We start from the raw sequence: 4,576 nt of genomic DNA, 5'->3' as shown, positions 1-4,576 counted from the left end.
TCCGAACTCGACCCGACCATGCCCTGATACCAGGTTTTCATCTCGGAAACGTTGTGCTGATACCCGCGTATCGGAGCCGGAACGACCAACAGGAAAATCCCGAGGAAGACGATCATGCCGGCGACAGCTGCCCACTGCCGCCGCCACAGCAGATAGGGAAACACGGCGATCGGGAAAACCTTGATCGCCGTCGCCAGCGCAAACATGCTTCCCGCCATCCAGGGGCGCTCATGCTGCAACAACCAGAACCCGAACAACATCATCACCAGCAGAACGAGATTGGGCTGCCCTAGATCGAACATGTCGAACACAAAGGATACGGTGACGAAGGCCGGCAATGCGAACAGCCACGCCGTGGGGATCCGCCCCGAACCGGTCATCGCGTTGGAGAATTGAGCCGTCATCCACCATGCCGCGGCATTGACCGCCGACAGGAACAGATAGAGCGGTATCTTGCCGAAATAGCTGGGTATCGCGAGCATAATCGCCGACAGCGGCGGATAGATGAATTCGAAATAGTCGCTGGGATCGCTGGGATAGAGATCCTTCCCCTGCAGGACCTGCTGCCCGGCCCAGAACCAGAGCGGATAGTCCTTGGTCTTTCCGCTCCCGAAAATCTCCGGAACCAGAACGTCGGCGGTCAGCAGGATGCAGCAGACCAGGAAGAGGATATCGAGCGGAGCTCGCAACGACGGAAATCTTAGCACACGTCACTTTCTGAAAATCAGGGGCGATCACGCGATCGCGACCCTCGAGAAGATCCTATCGTCGCAGCAGCCCGCCGAGCGCACCGCGCACAATGGCACGACCGACCGAACCGCCAACCGGGCCGCCCAGGGATTTGCCGAGATCGGCGACGACCCCGCCCACCACCTGGTTGGTGACGGACCGGGTCACGTTTCGCGCGATAACCTGTCCGGTCGACATTTTGCCGCGCGGCACGTTGGTCCCGAAAATCGTCCCGACGATCGCGCCGATCTGCCCGAGAATTCCTCCGGCCCCGGCCCCACCCGCCGCGGTGCCGGCCACGCGCTTCTGTAGCACCTCGTAGGCGGATTCGGAATCGATCGTGGTGTCGTATTTGCCCTTGACCGGGCTGTTGTCCATGATGGCCTTGCGTTCCTCGGGCGTGATCGGCCCGATCCGCGCCGACGGCGGCCGGACCATCACGCGCTCGACCATCGCCGGTACGCCATTGCCTTCCAGAAACGAGACCAGCGCCTCGCCCTTGCCCAGTTCCATGATGACCTGGGCGGTGTTGAGCTTCGGATTGGGCCGGAACGTCTGCGCCGCCGCCGCGACCGCCTTCTGGTCCCGCGGCGTAAACGCCCGCAGCGCGTGCTGCACGCGGTTGCCCAATTGGGCGAGCACCTTGTCCGGGACGTCGATCGGGTTTTGCGTGACGAAATAAACCCCGACGCCCTTCGAGCGTATCAGCCGCACCACCTGCTCGATCTTGTCCATCAGCGCCTTTGGCGCATCGTTGAACAACAGATGCGCCTCGTCGAAGAAGAACACGAGCTTGGGTTTCGGCGGATCGCCAGCCTCCGGCAGTTGCTCGAACAGCTCGGACAGCATCCACAGCAGGAAGGTCGCATACAGCTGCGGGCTCTGCATCAGTTTGTCGGCCACCAGAATGTTGACCATTCCCCGGCCGTCACTGTCGGTGCGCATGAAATCCTTCAGCGCCAGCGCCGGTTCTCCGAAAAATCTGGCGCCGCCCTGATTTTCCAGCACCAGGAGCTGACGCTGGATGGTTCCCACGGTCTGTTTCGAGACGTTTCCATATTGCGTGGTCAGTTCGGCGGCGTGTTCGGCGATGAACGACAGGATCGCGCGCAGATCCTTCATGTCCAGCAGCAACAATCCCTGCTCGTCCGCGACCTTGAACGCGATATTCAGCACGCCTTCCTGGACATCGTTTAGATCCATCATTCGCGACAGCAGCAACGGCCCCATTTCCGAGACCGTCGCGCGCACCGGGTGCCCCTGCTCGCCGAACACGTCCCAAAACACCGTGGAAAACCGGTCAGGCTGGAAGGTGAGGCCCATATCATTGGCCCGTTTGACGATGAAATCCTTGGCCTCACCCGCTTCGGAGATGCCCGAGAGGTCGCCCTTGATATCGGCCGCGAACACCGGAACGCCGGCACGTGCAAAGCCTTCCGCCATCACCTGCAGCGAGACGGTTTTTCCGGTTCCGGTCGCACCGGTGACCAGGCCATGGCGATTTGCAAGCCCGAGCGTCAGCCATGCCGGCTGTTCACCCTTTCCAATAAAAATCTTCTCGTCGGTATCGGCCATCTGGTGGTCGGAAGTCGCCATTGCATCGCCTCGTCGTGCGCATCAGGGGGCGCGGCCGCCAAGCACCATAATTATACCGCATCTTGCAAGCCGATTGAAACCGGTCAACGGAGTTAACGTCTCCCGTGATCCCGCAGGATCACGGTAGAAACCCGGGCGCGCTACGCAATATAGCGCGAATCCCATCCCCACTCTTGCATTGCTGCAACACTCGTTGTGCGATCGAAGATGAATCGTGCCTTGGTGTGCGGTCATCGCTTGTAATTCGTATCGCGGAAGATCAAGATAAATTCACAAGCAAGGATCCGGCAAGCAACCGGGTGAGGGCGGGGCAATATGGACGAACTGATAGGACGGCTGGCCGCCAAGGCCGGCATCGATGATGCTGTGGCGGAAAAAACCATCGGCATCGTTCTGGGTTTCCTGCGCAACGAGGGGCCCTCCGACAAGGTTCAGGCCCTGATCGACAAGATTCCAGGCGCGGAAGCCGCGATCTCGGCCTCCAGCAATAGCAGCGGTTTCGGAAGTTTGATGGGGGGCGGTCTGATGGCGCTCGGCACCAAGCTGATGGGGCTTGGTTTGGGCATGAGCGAGATTCAGAACGTCGCGCGTGAACTTTTCCGGTTCGGCCGCGACAAAATCGGAGCGGACCAAATGGGCGAGATCATCGCAGGGACCCCGGGCCTCAGTCAGTTCGCTTAAAGCACCTTTTGCATATCGAGTACCATGACATATCCAATCTCCGAGATTGATGGCCTGCCATCCTTCGCCGCTTCCAAACTGAAATCGCTTGGCATTCGCACCACGGATGGGCTGCTTGAAGCGGCCCGGACCGTCAAAGGCCGTAAAACGCTGGCGGCGAAGACCGGCATCAGCGAGCAGCAACTGCTGGAATGGGCCAACGTGTCCGACTACATGCGGATTCCCGGCATGGGCAAGGCCAAGGTCGGCCTGGTACGCGCCGCCGGCGTCACCACGGTTCGCGAGCTCGCACTGCGCAATCCATCCCGCCTGGCACAGAACATGAAAGACGTGAATACCAAGCGGAAACTGGTCCGCGTCCTGCCCTCGGAGAAGTCGGTCGAGCAGCTGATCGCGCAGGCGCGCAAGCTTCAGCCCAAGATTACCTACTAAGATAGTTGCCAAGATATTTGCCAAGATACTTGTCAAGATACTCGCTGACCGGGACCGGCCGCCGGGCCTGACTGGCGGCTCGGCCGCGCCCGCCCCCTTGAGCGCGCCCGCATCTTGACTCCCATGCCCGGACCGCGCAAAGCGACCGCATGATCGCGACCACGTCCAGACCCGCCCCGGCGGCCTCCCCGGCAGATCATCCGGTGTTGCCTGCCCTTTTGTCACGGCCCTATCCCGCCGTGATGGGCGTGCTCAACATTACGCCGGACTCCTTTTCCGATGGCGGGCAATTCGTGGCGCCGGAGCGCGCGTTGGCGCAGGCCCGGCGCATGATCGCCGAGGGCGCCGACATCATCGATATCGGCGCGGAATCCACCCGGCCCTATGGCGCCCAGCCGGTCACGGCCGATGAGGAACGACAACGCCTGCAGCCGATCCTGGCCGAGGTGGTTTCGCTGGGTGTTCCCGTGTCGATCGACAGCATGAAATCGTCGGTCGTCGCCTGGGCGCTTGATGCCGGCGCGGCCATCGCCAACGACGTCTGGGGCCTGCAGCGCGACCCTGACATGGCGACGCTGGTGGCGGCGCGCCATTGCCCGGTTATCATCATGCACAACCGCGACCGCGCCGATGCTTCGATCTACATCATGCAGGATATTGCGGCATTTTTTACCCGCTCGCTCGACATCGCCGGCAAAGCGGGTATCGCATCCGGCAATATCGTGCTGGATCCCGGCATCGGCTTTGGCAAGACGCCCGAACAGAGCATGACCGCGCTGGCCCGGCTGGACGAACTTCGCATTTTCGGCCTGCCGCTGCTGGTGGGCGCATCGCGCAAGCGCTTCATCAGTTCGGTCACGCCATCCGAACCCCGACAGCGCCTTGGCGGCTCGATTGCAGCCCACCTCGTGGCGGCAAAGGCCGGCGCACGGATCATCCGGACCCATGATGTCTCGGAAACCGTGCAAGCCTTGCGGGTGGCCGCGGCGATCGAGAGCCAAGCAATCGGGGGTCATGAATGACCGATACGATCTTCATCACCGGCGTCGTGATCCATGCCCGCCACGGCGTCATGGAACATGAGACCGAGGTCGGTCAGCGCTTCGTGATCGATCTCGAACTCTCCGTCGACCTGTCG

General features: G+C 61.6%; 6 protein-coding genes. 4 read left to right on the top strand and 2 right to left on the bottom strand.

Going from position 1 to position 4,576, the window contains the following annotated elements; translation table 11 throughout:
• Together ABR948_RS28415 and ABR948_RS28410 are read right to left on the bottom strand one after the other, a co-directional pair.
• A partial coding sequence (locus ABR948_RS28415) for a glycosyltransferase family 87 protein (RefSeq protein ID WP_428124447.1) occupies positions 1 to 689 on the bottom strand: 689 nt, incomplete at its 3' end.
• A gap of 73 nt (positions 690 to 762) precedes the next feature.
• Positions 763 to 2,325 (bottom strand): helicase HerA-like C-terminal domain-containing protein, encoded by a 1,563-nt coding sequence (locus tag ABR948_RS28410; protein WP_428124445.1) that lies wholly within the window; start codon positions 2,323 to 2,325, stop codon positions 763 to 765.
• Positions 2,326 to 2,640: 315 nt separating this feature from the next.
• Between ABR948_RS28410 and ABR948_RS28405 the strand changes: the two genes are divergently transcribed.
• The 4 genes from ABR948_RS28405 to ABR948_RS28390 all read left to right on the top strand — a co-directional run.
• A complete protein-coding gene (locus ABR948_RS28405) occupies positions 2,641 to 3,006 on the top strand; it encodes a DUF2267 domain-containing protein (RefSeq protein ID WP_428124443.1) in 366 nt (121 codons plus the stop codon).
• 24 nt (positions 3,007 to 3,030) lie between these two features.
• The gene (locus tag ABR948_RS28400) at positions 3,031 to 3,438 is read left to right on the top strand and encodes a DUF4332 domain-containing protein (RefSeq protein ID WP_428124441.1); all 408 of its coding nucleotides are present in this window, start codon (positions 3,031 to 3,033) and stop codon (positions 3,436 to 3,438) included.
• Positions 3,439 to 3,587: 149 nt separating this feature from the next.
• Positions 3,588 to 4,460, top strand: a complete 873-nt coding sequence (gene folP / locus ABR948_RS28395) for a dihydropteroate synthase (protein ID WP_428124439.1) — start codon at positions 3,588 to 3,590, stop codon at positions 4,458 to 4,460.
• A partial coding sequence (locus tag ABR948_RS28390; RefSeq protein ID WP_428124449.1) for a dihydroneopterin aldolase occupies positions 4,457 to 4,576 on the top strand: 120 nt, incomplete at its 3' end. The genes folP and ABR948_RS28390, both read left to right, overlap by 4 nt.

Source organism: Bradyrhizobium sp. (genome assembly GCF_050014615.1).
Lineage (GTDB): Bacteria > Pseudomonadota > Alphaproteobacteria > Rhizobiales > Xanthobacteraceae > Bradyrhizobium.
Note: the sequence above shows the minus strand (reverse complement) of the source record. Positions and strands in the feature narration are given on the sequence as shown.